Consider the following 23,780-nt stretch of genomic DNA (forward strand, 5'->3'; position numbering starts at 1 on the left):
CCCCCTCTGACAGTCTCTGCCGGAGGGGTTGTCTATGGTAAAACAGCGGAAATGGATATGACGGCGCACACTCATGGCATCGGGAAGGAAGTCTCTTCGGTCATTGCTCAGTCATGGCATCGTTGCAGCAAGTTTATGCAACGGGAAACCTGGCAGGCACCGCATCAGGCGCAGGGACTGACTTTTGCGTCGATTTGTCGTCGTAAGACTGCGCTGCTGACGATTGGACAGGCCGCGCTGGAAGATGCCTGGGAGTTTATGGATGGACGTTCGTGCGCGCTGCTGATTCTGGATGAATCGGCTTGTATTCTCAGCCGGTGCGGCGATCCGCAGACGGTGGAACAGCTGGCGGAACTTGGCTTTCGTGACGGTAGCTACTGTGCGGAAAGCATTATCGGCAGTTGTGCGCTATCGCTGGCAACGATGCCAGGGCAGCCGACAAAAACCTCTGGCGATCAGCATTTTAAGCAGGCGCTGCATCCGTGGTCGTTCTGCTCTACCCCGGTCTTTGATAACCATGGGCGGCTGTTTGGCTCCATTTCCCTGTGCTGCCTGGTGGAGCATGAGTGCGTTTCCGATCTCTCCCTGACGCTGGCGATTGCCAGAGAAGTCGGCAACTCTTTGCTGACCGACAGCCTGTTGGCCGAATCTAACCGCCATCTGAATCAGATGTATGGGCTGTTAGAGAGCATGGATGATGGCGTAATGGCGTGGAACGAGCAGGGCGTTCTGCAGTTTCTTAATGCCCGTGCCGCTTTGCTTTTACATCTGGACGCGCAGGCCAGCCAGGGTAAAAACATTAATGACCTGGTTAATCTGCCCACCTTGCTGCGCAGGGCGATCAAACATGCTCGCGGCCTGAATCACGTCGAAGTGACTTTCGAAAGCCAGCACCAGTTTGTTGATGCTGTTATTACTCTGAAACCCATCGTTGAAGAACAGGGCAACAGCTTTATTCTGCTGCTTCATCCCGTTGAACAAATGCGCCAGTTGATGACCAGCCAGCTCGGGAAAGTCAGCCACACCTTTGAACAGATGTCGACGGATGACCCGGAAACCCGTCGGCTGATCCATTTTGGTCGCCAGGCGGCGCGAGGGAGTTTCCCTATTCTGTTGTGTGGTGAAGAGGGGGTGGGTAAAGAGCTATTGAGCCAGGCTATTCACAATGAAAGTGAACGCGCCAGCGGGCCATATATCGCCGTTAACTGCCAACTGTATGCCAACAGCGTGCTGGGGCAGGATTTTATGGGCAGTGCGCCAACCGATGATGAAAACGGTCGGCTGAGCCGCCTTGAGCTGGCGAACGGCGGTACGCTGTTTCTGGAAAAAATTGAGTATCTGGCACCCGAGTTGCAATCCGCGTTGTTGCAGGTTATCAAGCAGGGCGTACTGACCCGGCTTGATGCCCGCCGCCTGATCCCGGTCGATGTGAAAGTGATTGCCACTACCACGGTTGATCTCGCCAACCTGGTGGAGCAAAACCGCTTTAGCCGCCAACTGTATTACGCGTTACACTCCTTTGAAATTGTTATTCCACCGCTGCGGGCACGGCGTAACAGCATTCCAGCGCTGATTCATACCCGCTTAAATAGCCTGAAAAAACGCTTTTCATCCAGTCTGAAGCTGGACGATGACGCGCTGGCACAATTGGTTGCCTACTCGTGGCCAGGCAATGATTTTGAGCTCAACAGCATTATCGAAAATATCGCCATCAGTAGCGACAATGGCCATATTCGCCTGAGCAATCTGCCGGATTATCTGTTTGCCGAACGTCCGGGCCTGGAGACTGCATCATCGCTGCTGCCAGCCAGCCTGACGTTTACCGCCATCGAAAAAGAGGCGATTATCCATGCCGCCCGCGTCACCAGCGGACGTGTGCAGGAAATGTCGCAACTGTTGAATATTGGCCGCACCACCTTGTGGCGCAAGATGAAACAGTACGACATCGATGCCAGCCAGTTTAAGCGCAAACATCTGGAGTAGTTTCTTCGATCCTCGCCATCGAGAAGAGGGCATCTGACAGACGATTGATGTAGCGCTTAAGCTCATCACGCAGCGTCAACGTTCTGTCCATGGCGATGAGGAGTCGCTCCAGCCGACGTGCCAGCGTGCGCGCAACATGCAACTGTGCCGATGCGAGGTTTTTCCCCGGAACAACAAACTCTTTTAGCGGACCGCTTTGCGCCATATTGCGGTCAATACGCTGCTCCAGCGCCTGAATATCCTCTTCGCCAATACGCTGTTTTAAGCGAGTAAGTCCTTTCTCATCGCTGGCAAGTTCCGCGCCGAGCACAAACAGCGTTTTCTGGATGGTATGTAAATCCTGGCGAAGCGCTGTCAGGCGCGTGCTGGCGTAGCAGACGCCAAGCTGGGAAATCAGTTCGTCCACGGTGCCATAGGCATTCACGCGGATATCGTCTTTGTCGATACGGCTGCCGCCAAACAGCGCGGTCGTGCCCTTATCGCCAGTGCGGGTATAGATACGGTACATTTATTTTATCTCGCTGAAAGGAAGCACTTTGACCAGTTGACCAGCATTGGCGCCAAGCGTGCGGATCTGCGCCATTCCGGCGGTGATATGACCACGGACCAGCGCCCGATCCTCGGGCAACTGGGCGTGGGTTAAAGCAATATCACCCGTGGCGTTGAGACCAAGACCGACACGTAGCGTTGAGCTTTTGGCCGCAAGTTTGCTCAACGCCAGCGCACAGTCATTCTCGTCGCAACAGACAGTCCGGCACGGGACGCCTTGCTCTTCCAGTCCCCAGCACAGTTCATCAAGCGCGCGGGTATCCTGCCAGCGTGGGTGATAAAACAGATGTACGCCCGGTGATGAAAGTGACATTGCGCCCCCTTTGGATTAGAAAGCCTGACGGAAGATTTCAGCGATCTCTTTCTCGTTCCCTTTACGCGGGTTCGAGAACGCGTTGCCGTCTTTCAGCGCCATTTCCGCCATGTAAGGGAAATCGGCTTCTTTGACGCCCAGCTCCTGCAAATGCTGTGGAATACCAATATCGGCGGAAAGACGGGCGATGGCGTGAATGGCCAGCTCTGCGGCATCCATGGTTGACAGCCCGTCGGTGTTCTCGCCCATAAACTCAGCGATATCGGCAAATTTCTCCGGGTTGGCGATCAGGTTATAACGGGCTACGTGTGGCAGCAGTACCGCATTGGCCACGCCGTGCGGCATGTCGTACAGACCACCGAGCTGGTGTGCCATCGCATGAACATAGCCGAGGTTGGCGTTGTTGAAAGCCATACCGGCCAGCAAAGAGGCATAGGCCATATTTTCACGGGCTTTCAGGTTGCTGCCCAGCGCGACGGCCTGGCGCAAGTTACGGGCGATCAGACGGATCGCTTGGATCGCGGCGGCATCGGTGACCGGGTTAGCATCTTTGGAAATGTAAGCTTCCACGGCGTGGGTCAGCGCGTCCATCCCGGTTGCGGCGGTAAGTGGTGCTGGTTTGCCGAGCATCAGCAGCGGGTCGTTAATGGAAACCGACGGCAGGTTACGCCAGCTGACAATCACAAACTTCACTTTGGTTTTGGTATTGGTCAGCACGCAGTGGCGGGTGACTTCGCTGGCGGTACCCGCGGTGGTATTGACCGCCACGATTGGCGGCAGCGGATTGGTCAGCGTTTCAATCCCGGCGTAGCTGTAGAGATCGCCTTCGTGCGTGGCTGCGATACCGATACCTTTACCGCAGTCATGCGGGCTACCGCCGCCGACGGTAACGATGATATCGCACTGCTCTTTACGAAATACCTCCAGACCGTCGCGCACGTTGGTGTCTTTAGGGTTCGGCTCTACGCCGTCAAAGACGACCACCTCAATCCCGGCTTCACGCAGATGCGCCAGCGTTTTATCTACCGCACCGTCTTTTATCGCCCGCAGACCTTTATCGGTGACCAGCAGCGCTTTTTTACCGCCTAACAGTTTGCAACGTTCGCCGACAACGGAAATAGCATTTGGGCCAAAAAAGTTAACATTCGGCACAAGGTAATCAAACATACGATAGCTCATAATATACCTTCTTAGATTTAAATTATAATTCAGAGAAACAATTCAGTGCGGTCTCAGCCAATAATCTATCTTGTTCCACAGTACCGCCACTAACGCCGACAGCACCGATTAATTGTCCGTTAAATATAACAGGTAAACCGCCGCCAAAAATAACAATCCGCTGTTGGTTGGTGAGCTGTAAACCATATAGAGAAGCACCAGGTTGTACTGCGTCGGTAATTTCATGGGTGCCCTGGCGCAGACAGCAGGCGGTCCAGGCTTTATTGAGAGAAATATCACAACTGGTGACAAACGCCTCGTCCATGCGCTGTATCAGTAGCGTGTTTCCGCCGCGGTCAACCACGGAAAAGACCACCGGAACGTTGATTTCAAGCGCTTTTGCCTCGACGGCAGTCGCCATTTTCTTTGCGGCCGCCAGCGTAATGGTGGCGATTTGTTGGCTCTTATTCACAGTATCTCCTGACAAGGTTGTAGGGCTGAGGTCGCAGAAAATATCGCGCTACAGCTATTTTTTCTCATTGGGTTTTCTGTATTTTCTCGCGACACGTTATTAAGTCAATAGTGTGTATTTTTCTAAAATATTAATTTTCTTCCTGCGTTTGGCATTTATTGATAATGATCATTTAAGCACGTCACAGTTCTTCGTGGATATTCCCGTGGACCGTTTCAATATGAAACGTTGACATTTAAATATGTATCAAATTGGAACGTAATTAATTTTATTTTTTTATCGGCCTGCTCATTTAAAGTTCGGCTATTGCTGATAAAGGCGATTGCTGGGGGGGTAGAGCACCAGCGATACAGCCTGGCGTCCCTATTCTTTATCTTTTGAGTCTATAAACTATGAGAAGATCAAAACGATTCGAAGTCCTGGCGAAGCGTCCTGTAAATCAGGATGGGCTTATTGGCGAATGGCCAGAAGAAGGTCTGATCGCTATGGAAAGTCCCTACGATCCGGCCTCTTCTGTGAAGGTGGAAAAAGGTCGTATTGTTGAGCTGGACGGCAAGAGCCGCGCACAGTTCGACATGATTGACCGCTTTATTGCCGACTACGCGATAAACGTCGCTGAAACCGAGCGCGCCATGCAGCTCGACGCACTGGAGATCGCCAGAATGCTGGTGGATATCCACGTCAGTCGCGAAGAGATCATTGCCATTACTACCGCTATTACCCCGGCGAAAGCGGTGGAGGTGATGGCGAAAATGAACGTGGTAGAGATGATGATGGCGCTGCAAAAAATGCGCGCCCGACGCACCCCTTCTAACCAGTGTCACGTGACCAACCTGAAAGATAATCCGGTACAGATTGCTGCCGATGCCGCTGAAGCGGGGATCCGTGGTTTTTCCGAACAGGAAACCACGGTCGGGATTGCCCGCTATGCGCCGTTTAACGCCCTGGCGCTGTTGGTCGGTTCTCAGTGCGGTCGTCCTGGCGTACTGACACAATGTTCCGTTGAAGAGGCTACTGAGCTGGAGCTGGGAATGCGCGGGTTAACCAGCTACGCCGAAACGGTGTCGGTCTACGGAACAGAATCGGTATTCACTGACGGCGACGATACGCCGTGGTCAAAAGCGTTTCTCGCCTCGGCCTATGCGTCCCGTGGGCTGAAGATGCGCTATACCTCCGGTACCGGTTCGGAAGCCTTGATGGGCTATTCCGAGAGTAAATCGATGTTGTACCTGGAATCCCGCTGCATTTTCATTACCAAGGGCGCGGGTGTGCAGGGGCTGCAAAACGGGGCGGTCAGTTGTATCGGGATGACGGGCGCAGTGCCGTCGGGTATTCGCGCAGTGCTGGCGGAAAACCTGATTGCGTCGATGCTCGACCTTGAAGTGGCCTCGGCCAATGACCAGACCTTCTCACACTCCGATATTCGCCGCACCGCCCGCACCCTGATGCAGATGCTGCCCGGCACCGACTTTATCTTCTCTGGCTATAGCGCCGTCCCCAACTACGACAACATGTTTGCCGGTTCTAACTTCGATGCTGAAGACTTCGATGATTACAACATACTGCAACGTGACCTGATGGTTGACGGCGGTCTGCGCCCGGTAACCGAAGAAGAAACCATCGCCATCCGTAACAAGGCGGCGCGGGCTATTCAGGCGGTATTCCGCGAACTGGGCCTGCCGACAATCAGTGATGAGGAAGTGGAGGCGGCCACCTATGCTCACGGCAGCAAAGACATGCCTGCGCGCAATGTGGTGGAAGATCTGGCGGCAGTGGAAGAGATGATGAAGCGCAACATTACCGGGCTGGATATCGTCGGGGCACTAAGCGGGAGCGGATTTGAAGATATCGCCAGCAATATTCTCAATATGTTGAGACAGCGCGTGACCGGTGATTACCTGCAAACATCGGCCATTCTGGATCGTCAGTTCGACGTGGTCAGCGCCGTGAACGACATCAATGATTATCAGGGACCCGGTACCGGCTATCGCATCAGTGCCGAACGCTGGGCGGAAATTAAAAATATTGCGGGTGTGGTTCAGCCCAGCTCGATTGAATAAGGCGGTACACCGTGGAATGCACAACTGAACGTAAGCCCGTTTTTACCTTGCAGGTCAGTGAAGGCGAGGCGGCAAAAGCAGACGATCGCGCTGACGAAGTGGTGATTGGCGTCGGACCGGCCTTTGGCAAGCACCAGCATAAAACCCTGATTGATATGCCGCACAACGCGATTCTGAAAGAGTTGGTGGCGGGGATTGAAGAAGAGGGACTGCATGCGCGAGTGGTGAGAATTCTGCGCACTTCGGATGTCTCTTTTATGGCGTGGGATGCGGCGAACCTGAGTGGCTCCGGCATCGGGATTGGTATTCAGTCAAAGGGAACCACAGTTATCCATCAGCGTGATTTGCTGCCCCTGAGTAACCTTGAACTCTTCTCTCAGGCCCCGCTGCTGACGCTGGAAACCTATCGCCAGATTGGAAAGAACGCTGCGCGCTATGCACGCAAAGAGTCGCCCTCGCCGGTTCCGGTGGTCAATGACCAGATGGTGCGACCCAAATTTATGGCCAAAGCCGCGCTGTTTCATATCAAAGAAACCAAACATGTGGTGCAGGATGCTGCGCCTGTCACGCTGCATATTGCATTAGTAAGGGAATGACCATGAACGACAACATCATGACCGCGCAGGATTATCCTTTAGCTACCCGCTGCCCGGAGAAAATCCTGACCCCCACCGGGAAACCGTTAACCGATATCACCCTTGAGAATGTGCTGGCGGGACATGTAGGGCCGCAGGATGTGCGTATTTCTCAGCAAACGCTGGAGTATCAGGCGCAGATTGCCGAACAGATGCAACGCCACGCCGTGGCGCGCAACTTCCGCCGGGCGGCGGAACTGATTGCCATCCCGGATACCCGCATTCTGGAAATTTACAACGCGCTACGTCCGTTTCGCTCTTCATTCGCGGAGCTACAGGCGATTGCTGATGAGCTGGAGCATACCTGGCACGCGACGGTGAACGCCGGATTTGTGCGTGAGTCGGCAGAGGTGTATCAGCAGAGAAACAAGCTGCGTAAAGGCAGCCAGTGACGGAGGGAATATGCCGTTAATTGCAGGGATTGATATCGGCAACGCCACCACGGAAGTGGCGTTGGCACAGCATGGCCGGTTTATCGCCAGCGGGATTGTCGCGACCACGGGCATGAAGGGAACGCGGGACAATATTGCCGGGGTGGTCGCTTCTCTGCAGCAGGCGCTGGAAAAAACGCCATGGTCGCTTAAAGATGTGGCGAAAATCTGTATCAATGAGGCCGCACCGGTGATTGGTGATGTGGCGATGGAAACGATCACGGAAACCATCATTACCGAATCGACGATGATTGGTCATAACCCACAAACGCCCGGCGGCGTTGGCGTGGGAATGGGAACCACCATTGCAGTGGAGAAGCTGGCGGCATTGAGTGAGGATCGGTTTGCCCAGGGCTGGATCCCATTGGTGGGTGAAGAAATGGATTTCCTCGAAGCCGTTTGGCTGATCAACGACGCGTTGGATCGCGGCGTGAACGTGGTGGCGGCGATCCTGAAAAAAGATGATGGCGTGCTGGTGAACAATCGTCTGCGGAGAACCATGCCGGTGGTTGATGAAGTCACGCTGCTGGAAAAAGTGCCGGAGGGGGTGTTGGCAGCGGTCGAAGTCGCGGCCGCGGGCCAGGTTGTTCGTGCGCTGTCTAACCCTTACGGCATCGCCACGTTCTTTGCCCTGACGCCGGAGGAAACGCAAACCATCGTCCCTATTGCCAGAGCGCTGATTGGTAACCGCTCCGCCGTGGTGCTGAAAACGCCGCAGGGTGATGTGCGCTCAAGGGTGATCCCAGCGGGTAAGATTTTTATCCGTGGAGAAAGGCGCGGCGGCGAAGCTGACGTGGCGCAAGGGGCGCAGGCTATTATGCAGACGATGAGCGCCTGTGCGCCAGTGTGTGACATTCGCGGTGAAGCGGGAACGCATGCAGGCGGTATGCTGGAACGCGTGCGTAAGGTGATGGCCTCACTGACCGGGCATGATATGAACGCGGTGCATATCCAGGATTTGCTGGCGGTTGATACGTTTATTCCGCGTAAGGTGCAGGGCGGCATCGCCGGGGAGTGTTCGATGGAAAATGCTGTCGGCATTGCGGCGATGGTGAAATCCGATCGTTTACAAATGCAGGCTATTGCCAGCGAGTTGAACGCGCGATTAAACACCGCTGTTGAAGTGGGTGGTGTAGAGGCCAATATGGCCGTGGCTGGCGCGTTAACGACGCCTGGATGTGCTGCGCCGCTGGCGATCCTCGATTTAGGTGCAGGTTCCACTGATGCAGCCATCATCAATAGCGAAGGTGCAGTAAAGGCGGTACATCTGGCCGGCGCGGGGAATATGGTCAGCCTGTTGATTCAGACGGAACTGGGTCTGAGCGATCCGTTTCTGGCCGAGGAAATAAAAAAATACCCGCTGGCGAAAGTAGAGAGCCTGTTCAGTATTCGTCATGAGAACGGTGCGGTGGAGTTTTTCCGCGAACCACTCAGCCCGTCGGTGTTTGCCAAAGTGGTGTATCTGAAAGACGGCGAGCTGATCCCCGTGGATAACCAGACTTCGCTGGAAAAAATTCGTCTGGTGCGACGTCAGGCTAAGGAGAAGGTCTTTGTGACTAACTGCCTGCGCGCATTGCGCCAGGTGTCGCCTGGCGGCTCCATTCGCGATATCACTTTTGTGGTGCTGGTGGGGGGCTCATCGCTGGATTTTGAAATTCCGCAGATGATCACCGACGCGTTGGCCCATTATGGTGTCGTCGCGGGACAGGGCAATATCCGGGGGACCGAAGGGCCGCGTAATGCGGTGGCAACCGGTCTGGTTTTAGCCGGGGAAGCAAAAAAATAGCGCAGAAAACAGTCGCCGCAAGCGTTTAGCTGCGGGGTAAATCAAATAAAGGCAACGTTCTCTTTGATATCCCGGCTGAGTTGGGTACATAGTATAAATGTGTCTCTCACGTGGTTAATTTTAAGGATAAGAGCATGCCAACAGCAATTGAGAAAGCATTGGATTTTATTGGTGGTATGAACACCTCAGTGTCAGTACCCCATTCAATGGACGAAAGTACCGCTAAGGGAATCTTAAAGTATTTGCATGACTTAGGTGTGCCAGCGAGTCCGGAAGTTGTGATGGCACGGGGTGAGCAGGAGGGATGGAATCCTGAGTTCACGAAAAAAGTGGCTGGATGGGCAGAAAAAGTTGCCTCCGGTAACCGTATCCTTATCAAAAATCCAGAGTATTTTTCGACCTATATGCAGGAGCAGCTCAAAGAACTCGTGTGAGCTGACTATCGAATAAAACGCTAACGGACGTTTCCATCCTCGGGATGGCAGCGTCCAAAAGCGCCGCCACAATTCTTATTAATCCCGATTACCATCCTGGTGCGTTTAAAACGCGTGGCTAACTCTGTATCTTAAAAATAACCACGTTTTTATTATCTGGTTAACCTCTGACGATCTCCATTTCATAAAATACGCCATTTCGTTTTGTCCCTCTGGGCACAATAAAAATATGAACATAATCAGGTCAGCGGTGCCTGCGGAATCGTTGTGATCGCAGCGCAACCTACTGTGGGCGGCGTCTGCTCAGCAACACGAAGTGTGTTTTTATACTTTCCCGACTGGAATCATCGTTTTTTCATGAATGTGTCACTATAGCTAAAAGCCTTAATGACGAATATCTCATTATTCAGCCATTCGTTACCCTAGGAATATATCTATGTCTGCTAAAACGCTGTATGAAAAATTAGTTGAATCGCATACCGTTCGGGAACTTGATAACGAAGGGCATGTTTTACTTTATATCGATCGTTCGATACTCAATGAATATACCAGTCCACAAGCATTTAGCGGGTTAAGGGAACAGGGACGGCCGGTGCGGCATCCGGAAGCCTTTCTGCTGAATGTTGATCATGTTAATCCCACCCGGCCGCAGCGCGATATGCTGATGACGGATCCCGGCGGTCAGTTACAGGTTGATTATTTTCGGGAAAATGCCGCTGATTTTGGTATCACGTTATTTGATGTGCTGGACCCACGGCAAGGGATAGAACATGTCGTTGCCCACGAGCAAGGGCTGGTCATGCCCGGAATGGTGATTGCGGCTGGCGACAGCCATACCACCACTTACGGTGCGTTTGGCGCTCTGGGATTTGGTATCGGTACGTCGGAAATCGAACACCTGCTGGCGACTCAGACGCTGGTGTATCGTAAGCTGAAAACCCTGCGTGTCAGCGTTAAGGGTGAATTGCCTTTTGGTTGTTCTGCAAAAGATATCGTTCTTGAATTACTCGAACGTACTGGCGCAGATGGTGCGACAGGATATGCCATCGAATTCGACGGTGAAACAATCAGTGCCCTGAGTGTTGAGGGGCGAATGACGCTTTGCAATATGGCCGTGGAGGCAGGAGCTCGCGGTGCGATTATTGCGCCGGATGAAAAGGTTTTTGACTATATCCACGGGAAGCCGCAAATGCCCGCAGGTGAACTCTGGCAACAGGCATTGCAGGAGTGGTCGCAGTTAAGTAGTGATGCCGATGCGGTTTTTGATAAGACCGTGACGATCGACTGTCTCGATCTTGAACCTAAAGTGACCTGGGGGATCAGCCCGGATCAAACCTGTGCGATCACCGGCCATGTCCCATCCCCGGAACACGAAACGCATCCACTTAAACGCCTCGCGCTTGAGAAAGCTCTCCAGTATATGGATCTGCTGCCCGGTACGCCGGTGAGCGACATTCGTATTTCGCACGCTTTTATTGGCTCATGCACGAATGGCCGTATTGAAGATCTGCGGGCCGTCGCGAAAGTCGTGGCAGGACGCAAAATTGCCAGCCATGTGCGCGGGATTATTGTGCCCGGTTCAACGCAGGTCCGGTGCCAGGCGGAAGACGAGGGGCTGGCGAAAATCTTTATTGATGCTGGTTTTGAATGGCGTCAGTCGGGTTGCTCAATGTGCCTTGCGATGAACGAGGACGTACTGGCAGCAGGCGATCGCTGTGCATCGGGTACGAACCGTAATTTCCCTGGGCGGCAAGGCGCAGGGGCAAGAACGCATTTAATGAGCCCGGCGATGGTCGCGGCAGCAGCGGTAGCAGGGCATCTGGTCGATGTTCGGACATTACTTCAGGCGGGGGAATGAGATGGATACGTTTAAGCAAATTAGCGGGCGAATTGCGCCAATGCTGGAACCGAATATCGACACCGATGTGATTATGCCTAAACAGTTCCTGAAAGGGATCGATCGTCAGGGGTTGAATAAAGGGGTATTTTTCGATCGCCGTTTCCTGGGCAATGGTCAGCCTAATCCCGATTTTATTCTCAATATGCCGGGCTGGCAGGACGCGACGTTTTTGCTGGTCGGCCCCAACTTTGGCTGCGGATCGAGCCGCGAACATGCCGTTTGGGGATTAAAACAGTTGGGCATCCGGGCGCTGTTAGGTTCCACTTTCGCCGGGATTTTTGATGACAACTGCCAGCGCAACGGGATCCTGACAATCTCTTTGGATGACGCGTCTCTGGCTCGTCTGGCACAGTTAGCTGCGAAGGCTGACAGCAATCTGATCACGGTTTCTCTTGAACGCTGCGAGATTGAGACTGCAGATGAAACACTTCCTTTTGTCATTAGTGAACTCAAACGAGAGATGTTGGCCGCTGGCGAAGATGCGATTGCCTGGACACTGCAATATCTGCCAGAGATCGAAAATTTTGAGGCGCAGCATTACGCGCGGCGCCCATGGTTAAAGTGTCCGGTATCCGCACGTGGCTAAGAAAAGAGCTGGCGATGAAACGGGGGCAATGTCGGGCAAGCAAAGAAGGCAGGAGACAGTGATGAGTACAGTTATTGAATACGGCGCTTCTCCGTTCATTCCTGGGTTTGCATTAAAGGATGTACGGCTGCCAAATGGTTTAACAATCCGGGTCGCCATCGGAGGAAACGGTTCACCGTTGGTGCTCTTACATGGCCATCCGCAGAACCACATCACATGGCGTAAAGTCGCGCCGGAATTGGCGAAAAGCCACACGGTGATTTTGCCGGATTTGCGGGGCTATGGAGACAGCGACAAGCCGGCGAGTGACCCGGCGCATCGTACCTATTCAAAGCGTATGATGGCGCAGGATATTGTCATGCTGATGGAGATTCTGGGTTATCCGCGGTTTGCTTTTGTCGGGCATGACCGTGGAGGACGGGTGGGACATCGGCTAGCCCTTGATTATCCTGACAGTGTGACGTGTTGCACGTTCATCGACATAGCCCCGACAGCCACAATGTACGCGTTAACCAATAAGGCGTTTGCCACGCGCTATTTTTGGTGGTTTTTCCTGATCCAACCTTTTCCATTACCGGAAACAATGATCGCGCACGATCCGGCATTTTTTCTGCGCAAGCATATTGCAGGTCAGTTAAAAACTGCAGGGGCGACATCAGAAGATGCGTTCAATGAATACCTGCGCTGTTACCAGAATCCTGAGATGATCCATGCGGTCTGCGAAGATTATCGTGCCGCGGCATCGATTGATCTTGAAGACGATGCTGCGGATGCGTCTGCGCGTATTGAGTGTCCGCTACTGTTGCTGTGGGGGGCTCAGGGCACGGTAGGGCAGTTATATGATGTGGTGGATACCTGGAGAGAAAAAGCGATGCGCGTGCAGGGAGAAGCATTGCCTTGCGGGCATTCTCCGCAAGAGGAGATCCCAGAGATCTTCACGCAGAAACTGCAGTCATTTTTGCGATCGGTGTTATAACATTGTCATTTTCCGTCATCTCGCTGCGATGTTATGAAAACGACGCCTGTAGGTAAAAAGCATCGCCAGCCCCTTGAGGGCTGGCCTTCTGTTGAAGATCTTTTCGTTTTTGTCACCGTTGCCCGCAACGGTGGATTTGCCCGGGCAGCGCTGGAGCTGGGGCTATCCCCCTCCTACATCAGCAAACGCATCGCTATCCTTGAAAAATGCCTCAACGTCCGGCTTTTTTTCCGTAATAACAGAGTGATGCGTCTCACACCGGAAGGCGAAAATGCGCTGGATGGGGCGATGCAGGTCGTCAGTGAAATGAATGGCTTTGTCAGTCGTTTGGATAATCAACGTGGCGTGTTGGCGGGTCATATCACCCTCAACTGCTCATTTGGTTTTGGGCAACAATATGTCGCAGAGGCGCTGTCGTCATTTATGATCGCCTATCCTGATATCACGGTAAAACTCACGCTAACGGATCGTGAAGTGGATCTTGTGGAGGAGGGCGTCGATATTGAGATTCGCGTTGGGGATGACATCAATGAATGGTATATCGCACGGCAGTTGGCCACTAATCGCCGGATCCTTTGTGCTTCCCCTGAGTACCTGGAACGCCACGGTAAACCAGAGTCTGTTAGTGCGCTTGTGCAACATGATTGCCTGATGATTCAGGAAAAAAACTCGGCATTTGGCAACTGGATATTAACGGATGGCAGGCAGCAGACACATTGCCGGCTAAACGGTTTTCATTCTTCCAACAGCGGCAGCGTGGTGCTTATTTGGGCACTAAAAGGTCATGGCATTACATTGCGGTCGGAATGGGATGTTGCGCAGTATATTGCACGCGGTGAGCTGGTTCACGTGTTGCCCCAGTGGTATCAGGAAGCGAATATCTGGGCCGTATATACCCGGCGTTCATCAAGCTCTGATCGTATCAAAACCTGCATCGATTTCCTCACTGAATATCTTGCACAATGCTTGCCGGGCGGTAAAGCACCGGACGTGTTGTGAGCAATAGGCGCTGGGTGAGGGGCTGTATTGGGTTTGTTTGGTATAAACGATTTTTTATCTCTAATAGCTCAACTTGACACTTTTGCGCAAAATATTGCGTTTTATAAATCAATTTTGTTGCTACTCAGTAGCTGTTCCCCGCGCGCAATCCAGGCATAAACGGTCTGGCGGCTGACACCCCCGGAATTTGGCGTATTCGGCTTTACCCATCATCATGTGTTGTGCTCTTGATTGTGTTGCTAATGATGCAAAGGCTGGATCTATTGTTGCTAACTACAGCGGGGAAGGTAAGAGGAACCCGGCTAGCATGACCGGGCTGGTACTTAATCGTGTTTTTTCTTCTGCCTGGCGATAACAAAAATCAACAGCGTGTTGATGAGTACTGACACACAAAGGACGGTTAGCATAAACAAATCATTCCAGTCCTGTTCGGTAATAAAACCAACCATATCGCTGAAACTCTCGAACAAATATACCTCAGGCAATAGCAGGTAACATGCTGAAAAAATAAGGATAAATGACAGAAACTGAATGAGCCATAACCCTGCTTGCTTCGCTGGTGTCATCGTTAATACACCTGAATTGTGCCATACGCTTTGAGTGACGCCGTTACCAATACGGTTGGGGTTCTCATGAGCGCTTCACGCAGCACAGCAAAATGAGATGGAGAAGGCAGTGTTATGCAGCCGTTACTGATCCCCTCATATCCTGCCGGGTGAAGCCTAAAGTTTCCCCTTTCTACCTGAGCGACGAAAGTGTGGTCGTCGATGTTGCTGTCCACTCTGTACAGGGCAAACCAAATTGAGTGATCCGATCCTGTGTATGCCGTAGCAAAGACATCTCTTACGCGAGTGCTCAGGCTGCGGGGGCGGTCGACAATATAATATTTTCCTGGCGGCAGCGGGCCAATATTCTTTACCGTGATTGAGTCCGAATTATTACGATGTTGCCCTGTATTACCGGAGTATGCGGGGAAGAAACCTATCCCAGGGCAGCTCAGGTTTGACAGCGCATTCCCGTTCAGCCGAAAGGTGCAATGGATCATCGCTCGTTCCACGTATCAGTGAACATGATATTCCCATCACAGTGCTTCCAGGTAATTTTCTCATAGCGCAGCGACACGGCCTCGAGATGATTATGTTTTTCGGTACCGGCATTTTTGCAGTTATGCATCAGTGGGCAGACCGAGACGACCTTTACACCTTCCAACAGCATGTTGAAGTATTCAACCTCTTGTCCTGCGTCATTGATGCGGTACCACTTAAATTCGGCGCTTTTCAGCGTCTGGCCTTTTGCCACAGCTTTGTAGAGGTAGGGGCTTCCTTTTCGAACGTTAACGCGCTATGAACGCGGGTACCTGTAATTTTACCCGTCATGTTGTCTGTGGGAAGATGCAACCCGTGCGCGAAACTATGAATCTCGATACTGCCTTCTCTATTCTGAACATCAACAGAACCTTTAATATCTGCATTGCCGTCATCTTTTAGCCAAAGATAAGCCGGTATAGCCATGTCAAAAACTCCACCTTTGAATTTTTCTAAATATTAATAACCCCCTTGAAGGTAAAAAATTATCACATAAAGTGCTATAAATTTTATTTATATAACATTGGTATTTATGAAATGAATTATTTTTCATAAAATATTATGGAAATATATCTTATGAACATATAGATTGAACTGATTATTTTAGAGGGAGGTCTCTATTTTATTACATTCGTAACCACAAAGTTCGGACTGATATGTTTGATAGTGATAAATTTTTTATAGTATTAGAATGGGTGGATATTTATAGATCATATCACAGATGTTACGCTATATATGTAATGAGTTTATATGTCATTAGCTCAGAAAATGGGAATACAAAATTTAAAAAAAGTTAAGAACACCGAAAATTATTTGGTGAAGTGAGAAGTTCCTGACTGCGGTTCTTGGGATTGTTGATCTGAAACTGTGATGCAAAAATAAATTGAGTTCTACGAAGGTAAATTGTTGCCCTATCTAGAATCAACTAATGTCTCAGATCTGAGTGGGAGTTTTACTTTTTTCTCTGTAGCTGAAGAGCTTGCGACTAGGCCAACAAGGAAGACGTACAGCAGCGTTGAGCAAGCACTGAATAGCGTTCTGGGCTAGTTTCTAGATTTTGTTCGCTTGAGTTAAGGCTGCATGGTACTCAATCGCCTTGAAATTTTCTCATTTACTTAACTTAGGATTACTTAGTTGCAGTACCCATGAAAAAACTAAGGGCTTACGTTTTCCCGCAAGCCCTTGAAATTTGGTGGCCCCTGCTGGACTTGAACCAGCGACCAAGCGATTATGAGTCGCCTGCTCTAACCACTGAGCTAAGGGGCCGTGGCGGTGGATTATAAAGTAACTCCGCGTTGCAATCCAGACATAAGCGTACGGATGCTGTTTTTATAAACAATGTATTTTCAGTCCGTTATACTTGTCCCTTGATGTATTGTTCGGAGTAATTATGGTTAAGGACATACTGGCGCCGGGGTTGCGGGTGGTGTTTTGCGGCATCAATCCGGGGCTGTCTTCCGCAGGAACAGGATTCCCCTTTGCACACCCCGCTAATCGCTTCTGGAAGGTCATCCATCAGGCGGGATTTACCGAACGCCAGCTAAAGCCGGAAGAGGCGCAACACCTACTGGATTTCCGCTGCGGCGTCACCAAATTCGTCGACAGGCCAACGGTGCAAGCCAATGAAGTGAAGCTACAGGAGATGCGTAGTGGTGGCCGTAAGCTCATCGAGAAGATAGAAGAGTTCCAACCAGCCGCGCTCGCTATCCTTGGTAAGCAGGCGTTTGAGCAGGGCCTCAGTCAACGTGGCGTGCAGTGGGGGAAACAGACGCTGACGATTGGTACGACGCAGATTTGGGTACTGCCGAATCCCAGTGGGTTAAGCCGGATCACGCTGGATAAACTGGTGGAGGCGTATCGGGAAGTGAATGTGGCGTTGAAGGCGCGCGGCCTGTAGGGCGGATAAATGAAGCGCCATCCGGAAGAATTTGTACAGATTGCCGGATGGCGGCGTAAACGCCTTATCCGGCCTACGGGTTACTCCGGCAGGTAGCCCGGCCAAGCGTAGCGCCGCCGGGGAATGCTTCGATTAACAGGCGAAAAAAAAGCTCCCATCAGGGAGCTTTTTCACGTTTAAAACCTTGAGATTAATCGTCGAGGAAGCTACGCAGTACTTCAGAACGGCTCGGGTGACGCAGTTTACGCAACGCCTTCGCTTCAATCTGACGGATACGTTCGCGGGTAACGTCGAACTGTTTGCCGACTTCTTCCAGCGTGTGGTCGGTGTTCATATCGATACCGAAACGCATACGCAGAACTTTCGCTTCACGTGCGGTCAGGCCAGCCAGCACGTCGTGCGTTGCGGCACGCAGGCTCTCGGTGGTGGCAGAGTCCAGCGGCAGCTCGAGGGTGGTATCCTCGATGAAATCACCCAGATGCGAATCTTCATCATCGCCGATCGGCGTTTCCATGGAGATAGGCTCTTTCGCGATCTTCAGCACTTTACGGATCTTGTCTTCCGGCATCAGCATACGTTCAGCCAGCTCTTCCGGCGTCGGCTCGCGACCCATCTCTTGCAGCATCTGGCGGGAGATACGGTTGAGCTTGTTGATGGTCTCAATCATATGTACCGGGATACGGATGGTACGCGCCTGATCCGCGATCGAACGGGTGATCGCCTGACGGATCCACCAGGTTGCATAGGTGGAGAACTTGTAACCACGACGGTATTCAAATTTATCAACCGCTTTCATCAGACCGATGTTGCCTTCCTGAATCAGATCCAGGAACTGCAGACCACGGTTGGTGTATTTCTTCGCGATGGAGATAACCAGACGTAAGTTCGCTTCAACCATCTCTTTTTTCGCACGGCGGGCTTTCGCTTCACCGATGGACATACGACGGTTGATGTCTTTTACCTGCTCGATGGTCAGGCCGGTTTCTTCTTCAATTTGCTGCAGTTTCTGCAGGCCGCGGTGAACATCATCTGCCACATCGTGCAGTTTTTCAGACCACGGTTTGTTCATCGCGATTGCCGCGTTGAACCAGGTTTCGCTGGTTTCGTTGCCGGTGAACAGAGTGATGAAGTTCTTCTTCGGCATTTTGCACTGCTCAACGCAGAGCTTCATGATCAGACGTTCCTGAGTACGCACGCGGTCCATCATGACGCGCATGCTGTTGACCAGGTAGTCGAACTGTTTTGGCACCAGGCGGAACTGCTTGAATACTTCAGACAGCTTCTGAATTTCTTCCTGCGCGGCTGCATGGCTGCGGCCTTTCGCTTTGATAGTGTCGCGGGTGATTTCGTACTGGGTACGCAGTTCACCGAATTTCTCGCGCGCTAATTCAGGGTCGATGCTGTTGTCGTCGTCGCTGCTGTCGTCGTCGCCGTCTTCTTCATCTTCGTCTTCGTCATCATCCATCTCTTCCTGAGAAAGTTCAGAGCCGACGTGGGTCGCGGTTGGCGCCATGTCTTCTTCTGCGTTCGGATCGACAAAGCCGGTGATCAGATCGGAAAGACGTGCTTCTTCAGCTTCTACGCGATCGTATTGCTCAAGCAGATAGGTGATGGCTTCCGGGTATTCGGCAACGGAGCATTGAACCTGGTTAATCCCGTCTTCAATGCGTTTAGCGATGTCGATTTCGCCTTCACGGGTTAACAGTTCAACGGTACCCATTTCACGCATGTACATGCGGACCGGGTCAGTTGTACGGCCGATTTCGGACTCAACGCTGGACAGAACCTGGGCAGCCGCTTCTTCCGCGTCTTCATCGGTGCTGTTGGAGGTTTCAGCAAGCAGCAGATCATCGGCATCCGGTGCTTCTTCCATCACCTGAATACCCATGTCATTGATCATTTGGATGATGTCTTCGATTTGATCTGAATCGACGATATCTTCCGGCAGATGGTCATTGACCTCGGCATAGGTCAGATAGCCTTGCTCCTTACCACGTTGGACAAGAAGCTTCAGCTGTGACTGCGGGTTTTGCTCCATAAGACGGTATCCACACTTAATTCGTTTGATTGGTGTTGGGCGGTAAAACCGCCAACGGCAAAACGAGGGCATACTTATATTTTGCCGCTGCCTCTCCGTGCGGCTGTCGGGGGCTTCCCGATCGATATTCGGCAGTTAAGCCGTTAAATACTTCATCCTTCACGTTGTCTCTGCGTTAGCTGCGTTCGTTACTCGGCTCATCCTGAGCCTCGCCCCTTACGGGGCCGCCGCAAGCAGCGTTCAAATCCGCTCCCGGCGGATTTGTCATCCTGGTCATGTATTTATGTACACTCCCAGGCGTTCGTTCACTGACTACCTTGATACAACGCGAATGATTTTGTCTTTGTTTTGTCTTTCGCTTATTTTTTTGCCAGTTCCTGGTTCAGCGTCCAGAGTTCCCGGCGTTCTTCGCTGCTTAAACCGTGTGTGCGCTCACGAGCTATCAACTCTTCCTGGCGCAGTTCAAGCATCGAATCAAACATATGGTTGAGTGAGTCGGTGAAGGTTTTTTCTGCGATATCTTTATCTGCTATATCGTCCCACATCGACAGTTTTTCAAGGGTCGCAGCATCATTTGTACCGCGATAGTGCTCTAAAAGTTGTCCGGTGGTCAGACCTGGCTGAGACAGACAAGTGTTGACCAGTTCTCTGAATAAGCCAAGTCCAGGCAGCTTATTTTGATCCAGTGCGCCTAACGGCGGAACCAGCGGGGCCAAATCCGGGTTTTGCACCAGTAACCCTATAAGTATACGCATGGTCGTACGTTTTAGCTGTGGAACAGGGCGGGAAGCCCCATTTTCTGCCAGTTTTGGCATTAAACGTTCAAGCTGGCTATCATCCAGGATGCCGAGCTTGTTCCCTAACTCCTGTCGCAGATAAATGCGCAACGTTTCGCCTGGTACCTGAGTAATCAGCGGCAATGCCAGCGTGCTGAGCTGTGCGCGTCCGTCCGGGGTACTCAAATCGACCTGCGGCAACAGGCTGTTAAATAAAAACGCGGAGAGCGGCAGCGCCTGCTCCATCCGGGCTTCAAAGGCCTCTTTCCCTTCTTTACGCACCAGCGTATCGGGGTCTTCACCGTCAGGTAAAAACATAAAACGTAGCTGGCGACCGTCTGTCATATAAGGCAGTGCGGTTTCCAGCGCACGCCATGCTGCGTCGCGCCCGGCGCGGTCGCCGTCGTAGCAGCAGATGACGTTGTTCGTTGCACGGAACAACAGCTGAATGTGATCGGCGGTGGTTGACGTCCCAAGGGATGCCACGGCGTAGTTAATGCCGTACTGTGCCAGGGCGACCACATCCATATAGCCTTCGACCACTAACAGACGCTGCGGATCGGCGTTATCCTGTTGGGCTTCATAAAGGCCATACAGCTGGCGGCCTTTATGGAAAATATCGGTTTCCGGGGAGTTCAGATATTTCGGCAGGGCATCGCCCAGCACGCGTCCACCAAAACCAATGACCCGACCACGTTTGTCGCGAATGGGGAACATCACCCGTTCGCGGAAGCGATCGTAACTGCGTCCCTGATCGTTGGTGACCAACATCCCCGCGTCGATCAGCGATTTGCGATTCTCGGGATTGCCGCCAAACCGTTTCAGGACGTTGTCCCAACCGGGGGGCGCAAAACCAATGGCAAAACGGGTGATCACGTCGCTACTTAATCCTCGCTTTTCCAGGTACTGGCGCGCAGGGGTAGCGGCGGGTTGCATCAAAGACTGTTGATAAAAAGTGTTCAGGCCGTCCATCAATTGATAAAGACTTTGCCGTTGATGGCGCTCTATCTGACTGGGGCCACTGCCTGCTTCATAGGGCACTTCTAAGTTGTGCATTGCGGCCAGTTCTTCGACGGTTTCCACGAACTCGAGCTTGTCGTAGTTCATGAGAAAGTCGACGGCGTTACCGTGTGCACCGCACCCAAAGCAGTGATAAAACTGTTTTTCACCGTTTACGGTGAAAGAGGGGGTTTTTTCGTTATGGAACGGACAGCACGCGTGATAATTTTTGCCCTGCTTTTTCAGCTTTACCCGCGCGTCGATGAGATCGACGATGTCGGTTCTTGCCAGCAGGTCATTGATAAAAACGCGAGGAATTCGTCCAGCCATAAGCCCCTGTTTTTTGATGACTCATATACACAAAATCATTCAGGATGCATCAAGGCGGCAAGGAAGCGAATCCTCAGGAGCGTACAGCAGTACGTGACTGGGGTGAGCGACTGCAGCCAACACTGAGGCAGCTTGAATGATGACGTGTATAAACGAAAATAAGCCGCGCATTCCTTCCGGAAGCACGGCCTTACAACTACAACTCAGTCTGAATTGAGAGCGTTGGCTCTCAATGGATTAGTACAGACGAGTACGGCGTGCGTTTTCGCGAGCCAGTTTCTTCGCGTGACGTTTCACAGCAGAAGCTTTAGCGCGCTTACGTTCGGTAGTCGGTTTTTCATAGAACTCACGACGACGAACTTCCGCCAGAACACCTGCTTTTTCGCATGAACGCTTGAAGCGACGCAGTGCTACGTCGAACGGCTCGTTTTCACGTACTTTAATTACCGGCATGTAACTCTCACCTTTAATAAATTCGGTTTGCCGCTGGCATCAACGCCAGCTTATTTCAAAATGGTGCGGAATTTTACTGCAATTGCTGCTGCTTTGTAAAGCACCGACGCGATTTTGAAAGGGACTTTTATAAGGACAAGGAGTATACACGAGCGAAACTCCTGGGGCGAACAAAGTTTTACATCAACCCGCATTGGTCCTACACTGCGCGGTAATAAAGCGAGGTAAAACAAGTCATGCGTGTACTGGGTATTGAAACATCCTGCGATGAAACCGGCATCGCCATTTACGACGATGAAAAAGGTCTTTTAGCCAACCAATTGTATAGTCAGGTGAAATTACACGCTGACTACGGCGGCGTAGTGCCAGAACTGGCCTCGCGCGATCACGTACGTAAAACCGTACCGTTGATCCAGGCCGCGCTGAAAGAAGCGGGACTGACGGCCAAAGAGATTGATGCGGTGGCGTATACCGCAGGTCCTGGTCTGGTTGGCGCGCTGCTGGTTGGCGCAACCGTAGGACGTTCGCTGGCGTTCGCCTGGGGCGTACCGGCAATTCCTGTGCACCACATGGAAGGGCATCTGCTGGCGCCGATGCTGGAAGAGAATCCCCCTGCGTTCCCGTTCGTCGCGCTGCTGGTTTCCGGCGGTCATACGCAGCTGATTAGCGTCACCGGAATTGGCCAGTATGAACTGCTGGGCGAATCGATTGATGATGCCGCTGGCGAAGCATTCGATAAAACGGCCAAGCTGCTGGGGCTGGATTATCCTGGCGGTCCAATGCTGTCAAAACTGGCTTCGCAAGGCGTTGAAAAGCGTTTTGTCTTCCCGCGCCCGATGACCGACCGTCCAGGGCTGGATTTCAGCTTCTCCGGTCTGAAAACCTTCGCCGCAAATACCATTCGTAATAACGAAAATGACGATCAGACCCGCGCAGACATCGCCCGAGCCTTTGAAGATGCGGTCGTCGATACGCTGATGATCAAGTGCAAGCGCGCACTGGATCAAACCGGTTTTAAACGTCTGGTGATGGCGGGAGGCGTCAGTGCGAACCGTACGCTGCGTGCAAAACTGGCCGAGATGATGCAAAAACGTCGTGGTGAAGTGTTCTATGCGCGTCCGGAATTTTGCACCGACAACGGGGCAATGATCGCCTATGCCGGCATGGTGCGTTTTAAAGCGGGCGCGACGGCCGATCTTGGCGTGACGGTACGTCCACGCTGGCCGCTGGCGGAATTACCGGCGGCATAAGCTCATAATATCGTAGGCCCGGGAAGCGCAGCGCCACCGGGCAATACGCTACATCCGCAGCATTCCCTTCTCTTCCAGGAACGCGATAATTGTTTCCAGACCCTCTCCGGATTTTAAATTACTAAACGTCCATGGCCGCTCGCCGCGCATGCGCAAGGTATCGCGCTCCATCACCTCCAGCGAGGCACCGACGTAGGGCGCCAGATCGGTTTTGTTGATCACCAGAAAATCAGACTTTGTGATCCCCGGACCACCTTTGCGCGGGATCTTTTCTCCCTCGGCAACGTCGATCACGTAGATCGTCAGATCGGCCAGTTCCGGACTAAAGGTAGCGCTCAGGTTATCGCCGCCGCTTTCCACAAAAATCAAATCCAGATTACCGAATTTGTCGCTCAGTGCTTCTACTGCCGCCAGGTTCATTGACGCATCTTCACGGATTGCGGTATGTGGACAGCCGCCGGTTTCCACGCCGACGATCCTGTCTGGCTCCAGTGCGCCAGCCTCGGTGAGAATGCGCTGATCTTCTTTGGTGTAGATATCGTTGGTCACCACCGCCAACTGATAGCTGCTGCGCATGGCTTTGCATAGTGCCTCCAGTAGCGCGGTTTTTCCGGAACCCACCGGGCCGCCTACGCCCACGCGCAGGGGATGTTTGTGTGTATTCATGTTT

21 protein-coding genes, 1 tRNA gene and 1 pseudogene are annotated in these 23,780 nt (G+C 52.3%); 12 read left to right on the top strand and 11 right to left on the bottom strand.

All coding sequences use genetic code 11. The features are described 5' to 3' along the window. The first annotated feature begins 57 nt into the window (after positions 1 to 57). Positions 58 to 1,983: a dihydroxyacetone kinase operon transcriptional regulator DhaR gene (gene dhaR, locus FDX19_RS09595; RefSeq protein WP_137382523.1), complete on the top strand. Its 1,926-nt coding sequence runs from the start codon at positions 58 to 60 to the stop codon at positions 1,981 to 1,983. Here dhaR and FDX19_RS09600 read toward each other — a convergent pair. From FDX19_RS09600 to FDX19_RS09615, 4 genes are read right to left on the bottom strand one after another with little or no spacing between them, the layout of a single operon-like run. Then, complete coding sequence (locus FDX19_RS09600) at positions 1,961 to 2,491, bottom strand: cob(I)yrinic acid a,c-diamide adenosyltransferase (protein ID WP_137382524.1); 531 nt, start codon at positions 2,489 to 2,491, stop codon at positions 1,961 to 1,963. The two genes, dhaR and FDX19_RS09600, sit on opposite strands and share 23 nt — an antisense overlap. Beyond that, positions 2,492 to 2,845, bottom strand: a complete 354-nt coding sequence (locus tag FDX19_RS09605; protein ID WP_137382525.1) for a glycerol dehydratase reactivase beta/small subunit family protein — start codon at positions 2,843 to 2,845, stop codon at positions 2,492 to 2,494. 15 nt (positions 2,846 to 2,860) lie between these two features. Continuing rightward, entirely contained in the window at positions 2,861 to 4,024 is a 1,164-nt protein-coding gene (gene dhaT / locus FDX19_RS09610; protein ID WP_116360753.1) for a 1,3-propanediol dehydrogenase, read from the bottom strand. A 22-nt stretch (positions 4,025 to 4,046) separates the two neighbouring features. Next, entirely contained in the window at positions 4,047 to 4,475 is a 429-nt protein-coding gene (locus FDX19_RS09615) for a heme-binding protein (RefSeq protein WP_137382526.1), read from the bottom strand. 392 nt (positions 4,476 to 4,867) lie between these two features. Here FDX19_RS09615 and FDX19_RS09620 point away from each other — a divergent pair, with 392 nt between their 5' ends. The 9 genes from FDX19_RS09620 (at position 4,868) to FDX19_RS09660 (ending at position 14,282) form a co-directional block, all read left to right on the top strand. Further along, the gene (locus FDX19_RS09620) at positions 4,868 to 6,535 is read left to right on the top strand and encodes a propanediol/glycerol family dehydratase large subunit (RefSeq protein WP_040230554.1); all 1,668 of its coding nucleotides are present in this window, start codon (positions 4,868 to 4,870) and stop codon (positions 6,533 to 6,535) included. A gap of 11 nt (positions 6,536 to 6,546) precedes the next feature. Beyond that, entirely contained in the window at positions 6,547 to 7,131 is a 585-nt protein-coding gene (locus FDX19_RS09625) for a propanediol/glycerol family dehydratase medium subunit (RefSeq protein WP_040230555.1), read from the top strand. A 2-nt stretch (positions 7,132 to 7,133) separates the two neighbouring features. Continuing rightward, complete coding sequence (locus tag FDX19_RS09630; RefSeq protein ID WP_005131409.1) at positions 7,134 to 7,562, top strand: glycerol dehydratase small subunit DhaB3; 429 nt, start codon at positions 7,134 to 7,136, stop codon at positions 7,560 to 7,562. 10 nt (positions 7,563 to 7,572) lie between these two features. Next, positions 7,573 to 9,387: a diol dehydratase reactivase subunit alpha gene (locus FDX19_RS09635; RefSeq protein ID WP_137382527.1), complete on the top strand. Its 1,815-nt coding sequence runs from the start codon at positions 7,573 to 7,575 to the stop codon at positions 9,385 to 9,387. Between the two features lie 110 nt (positions 9,388 to 9,497). Then, complete coding sequence (locus FDX19_RS09640; RefSeq protein ID WP_071887391.1) at positions 9,498 to 9,821, top strand: DUF1889 family protein; 324 nt, start codon at positions 9,498 to 9,500, stop codon at positions 9,819 to 9,821. Between the two features lie 436 nt (positions 9,822 to 10,257). Beyond that, a complete protein-coding gene (gene leuC / locus FDX19_RS09645; protein ID WP_137382528.1) occupies positions 10,258 to 11,679 on the top strand; it encodes a 3-isopropylmalate dehydratase large subunit in 1,422 nt (473 codons plus the stop codon). Between the two features lies 1 nt (position 11,680). After that, positions 11,681 to 12,307: a 3-isopropylmalate dehydratase small subunit gene (leuD, locus tag FDX19_RS09650; protein ID WP_137382529.1), complete on the top strand. Its 627-nt coding sequence runs from the start codon at positions 11,681 to 11,683 to the stop codon at positions 12,305 to 12,307. A 61-nt stretch (positions 12,308 to 12,368) separates the two neighbouring features. Continuing rightward, positions 12,369 to 13,283: an alpha/beta fold hydrolase gene (locus FDX19_RS09655; protein ID WP_137382801.1), complete on the top strand. Its 915-nt coding sequence runs from the start codon at positions 12,369 to 12,371 to the stop codon at positions 13,281 to 13,283. Positions 13,284 to 13,316: 33 nt separating this feature from the next. Then, the gene (locus FDX19_RS09660; protein WP_137382530.1) at positions 13,317 to 14,282 is read left to right on the top strand and encodes a LysR family transcriptional regulator; all 966 of its coding nucleotides are present in this window, start codon (positions 13,317 to 13,319) and stop codon (positions 14,280 to 14,282) included. Positions 14,283 to 14,850: 568 nt separating this feature from the next. On the opposite strand, the gene FDX19_RS09665 is transcribed toward FDX19_RS09660, so the two are convergent. From FDX19_RS09665 to FDX19_RS09675, 3 genes and pseudogenes are all read right to left on the bottom strand, one after another. After that, the gene (locus FDX19_RS09665; RefSeq protein ID WP_137382531.1) at positions 14,851 to 15,327 is read right to left on the bottom strand and encodes a DUF2778 domain-containing protein; all 477 of its coding nucleotides are present in this window, start codon (positions 15,325 to 15,327) and stop codon (positions 14,851 to 14,853) included. Between the two features lie 59 nt (positions 15,328 to 15,386). Beyond that, positions 15,387 to 15,793, bottom strand: a pseudogene (locus FDX19_RS09670) (Hcp family type VI secretion system effector); the annotation flags it as partial. A 764-nt stretch (positions 15,794 to 16,557) separates the two neighbouring features. Then, positions 16,558 to 16,633: transfer RNA gene (locus FDX19_RS09675), tRNA-Ile, on the bottom strand. Between the two features lie 124 nt (positions 16,634 to 16,757). On the opposite strand from FDX19_RS09675, the gene mug reads away from it, so the two are divergent. Next, a complete protein-coding gene (gene mug / locus FDX19_RS09680; RefSeq protein WP_137382532.1) occupies positions 16,758 to 17,264 on the top strand; it encodes a G/U mismatch-specific DNA glycosylase in 507 nt (168 codons plus the stop codon). A gap of 190 nt (positions 17,265 to 17,454) precedes the next feature. Here mug and rpoD read toward each other — a convergent pair whose 3' ends face one another. From rpoD to rpsU, 3 genes are all read right to left on the bottom strand, one after another. After that, positions 17,455 to 19,302 carry an RNA polymerase sigma factor RpoD gene (gene rpoD, locus FDX19_RS09685; RefSeq protein WP_003024699.1) on the bottom strand — a complete coding sequence of 616 codons (1,848 nt, stop codon included), beginning with the start codon at positions 19,300 to 19,302 and terminating at the stop codon, positions 17,455 to 17,457. Positions 19,303 to 19,661: 359 nt separating this feature from the next. Further along, on the bottom strand, positions 19,662 to 21,407 hold the full coding sequence (gene dnaG, locus FDX19_RS09690; RefSeq protein WP_137382533.1) for a DNA primase: 1,746 nt from the start codon (positions 21,405 to 21,407) through the stop codon (positions 19,662 to 19,664). Positions 21,408 to 21,644: 237 nt separating this feature from the next. Continuing rightward, positions 21,645 to 21,860, bottom strand: coding sequence for a 30S ribosomal protein S21 (gene rpsU, locus FDX19_RS09695; RefSeq protein WP_001144069.1), 216 nt, complete (start codon positions 21,858 to 21,860; stop codon positions 21,645 to 21,647). A gap of 236 nt (positions 21,861 to 22,096) precedes the next feature. Between rpsU and tsaD the strand changes: the two genes are divergently transcribed. Next, positions 22,097 to 23,110 (top strand): tRNA (adenosine(37)-N6)-threonylcarbamoyltransferase complex transferase subunit TsaD, encoded by a 1,014-nt coding sequence (gene tsaD / locus FDX19_RS09700; protein ID WP_038633989.1) that lies wholly within the window; start codon positions 22,097 to 22,099, stop codon positions 23,108 to 23,110. A 48-nt stretch (positions 23,111 to 23,158) separates the two neighbouring features. Here tsaD and ureG read toward each other — a convergent pair whose 3' ends face one another. Then, on the bottom strand, positions 23,159 to 23,776 hold the full coding sequence (gene ureG / locus FDX19_RS09705; protein WP_137382534.1) for an urease accessory protein UreG: 618 nt from the start codon (positions 23,774 to 23,776) through the stop codon (positions 23,159 to 23,161). Positions 23,777 to 23,780 lie beyond the last annotated feature (4 nt).

Source organism: Citrobacter sp. wls619 (assembly GCF_005281345.1).
GTDB lineage: Bacteria > Pseudomonadota > Gammaproteobacteria > Enterobacterales > Enterobacteriaceae > Citrobacter.

Coding starts and splice junctions, on each gene's coding strand:
- dhaR (WP_137382523.1), top strand. CDS start 58: ATGACGGCGCACACTCATGGCATCGGGAAGGAAGTCTCTTCGGTCATT.
- FDX19_RS09600 (WP_137382524.1), bottom strand. CDS start 2,491: ATGTACCGTATCTATACCCGCACTGGCGATAAGGGCACGACCGCGCTG.
- FDX19_RS09605 (WP_137382525.1), bottom strand. CDS start 2,845: ATGTCACTTTCATCACCGGGCGTACATCTGTTTTATCACCCACGCTGG.
- dhaT (WP_116360753.1), bottom strand. CDS start 4,024: ATGAGCTATCGTATGTTTGATTACCTTGTGCCGAATGTTAACTTTTTT.
- FDX19_RS09620 (WP_040230554.1), top strand. CDS start 4,868: ATGAGAAGATCAAAACGATTCGAAGTCCTGGCGAAGCGTCCTGTAAAT.
- FDX19_RS09630 (WP_005131409.1), top strand. CDS start 7,134: ATGAACGACAACATCATGACCGCGCAGGATTATCCTTTAGCTACCCGC.
- FDX19_RS09635 (WP_137382527.1), top strand. CDS start 7,573: ATGCCGTTAATTGCAGGGATTGATATCGGCAACGCCACCACGGAAGTG.
- leuC (WP_137382528.1), top strand. CDS start 10,258: ATGTCTGCTAAAACGCTGTATGAAAAATTAGTTGAATCGCATACCGTT.
- leuD (WP_137382529.1), top strand. CDS start 11,681: ATGGATACGTTTAAGCAAATTAGCGGGCGAATTGCGCCAATGCTGGAA.
- FDX19_RS09655 (WP_137382801.1), top strand. CDS start 12,369: ATGAGTACAGTTATTGAATACGGCGCTTCTCCGTTCATTCCTGGGTTT.
- FDX19_RS09660 (WP_137382530.1), top strand. CDS start 13,317: ATGAAAACGACGCCTGTAGGTAAAAAGCATCGCCAGCCCCTTGAGGGC.
- FDX19_RS09665 (WP_137382531.1), bottom strand. CDS start 15,327: ATGATCCATTGCACCTTTCGGCTGAACGGGAATGCGCTGTCAAACCTG.
- mug (WP_137382532.1), top strand. CDS start 16,758: ATGGTTAAGGACATACTGGCGCCGGGGTTGCGGGTGGTGTTTTGCGGC.
- rpoD (WP_003024699.1), bottom strand. CDS start 19,302: ATGGAGCAAAACCCGCAGTCACAGCTGAAGCTTCTTGTCCAACGTGGT.
- dnaG (WP_137382533.1), bottom strand. CDS start 21,407: ATGGCTGGACGAATTCCTCGCGTTTTTATCAATGACCTGCTGGCAAGA.
- rpsU (WP_001144069.1), bottom strand. CDS start 21,860: ATGCCGGTAATTAAAGTACGTGAAAACGAGCCGTTCGACGTAGCACTG.
- tsaD (WP_038633989.1), top strand. CDS start 22,097: ATGCGTGTACTGGGTATTGAAACATCCTGCGATGAAACCGGCATCGCC.
- ureG (WP_137382534.1), bottom strand. CDS start 23,776: ATGAATACACACAAACATCCCCTGCGCGTGGGCGTAGGCGGCCCGGTG.